Source organism: Pseudomonas sp. R62 (genome assembly GCF_000257605.1).
GTDB lineage: Bacteria > Pseudomonadota > Gammaproteobacteria > Pseudomonadales > Pseudomonadaceae > Aquipseudomonas > Aquipseudomonas atacamensis.
On the sequence record NZ_JH635998.1, the window covers coordinates 493166 to 493925 of the forward strand.

Here is a 760-nt window from a genome sequence, read left to right on the forward strand (position 1 = left end):
GTGTACACCAGCTTCCACCCCAATCCAGGGAGCCTGTTTCCAGTGGTGCGGACAGCACCGAAACGAGACTATACCGAGCACCTTATGGACGGCCTGTATGTGCTCCACAATCCATTTGCTCGCAATCCTCTGCCTCCCGGGTTACTGAGTCATCCTCGGCTCTGCGAGGTCAGGGTCGCGGATGATGGAGAGCTCATCATGGATGCCCCGGATGACTTTCTGTTGTTGAGGATGCTGCACAGCGTAAAGCTCACTTGATAGCTGACTGGTCGCTTCAGGTGCCCAACCCTCTAATCCACTGTATCCTGCCAGATCAGATGAAGCGGACTTCGATCCGCTGTTCCTAAAGGCAACTCAGATGTCCGTCAGGTTCATACTCTTCGACGCCTTCGGCACCTTGCTTCGAATCCCGCAGGGCAGACACCCCTATCGCATGATTTTGAAAGAAGGCATCCGCCAAGGGCGTCGACCTCAAACGAACGATCTACACCAAGTCATGACCCGTAGCCTGGGCCTTGCGGAAGCGGCTGAGCTTTTCGGGATCAGCATCCGGCCCGATCTCATGGCCGAAATCCAAGGTGCACTTCACGCGGATCTCAGTAGCATCGAACCGTATGATGATGGGTTGCGGGCCGTGGAAATGTTGCAGGCCGAAGGTATCAAGATCGCTGTTGCCTCCAATCTCGCTGCGCCGTATGGAGAACCTGTCCGCCGACTGTATCCAACGCTTGATGGTTATGGCTTCAGCTACGCAATTGGC

General features: G+C 55.5%; 2 pseudogenes. Both read left to right on the forward strand.

Annotation, left to right across the window (positions count from 1 at the left end):
• A pseudogene (locus tag OQK_RS30960) lies at nt 1-258 on the forward strand (glycosaminoglycan attachment site); the annotation flags it as partial.
• A 100-nt stretch (nt 259-358) separates the two neighbouring features.
• Nucleotides 359-760 (forward strand): annotated as a pseudogene (locus tag OQK_RS30965) (HAD family hydrolase); the annotation flags it as partial.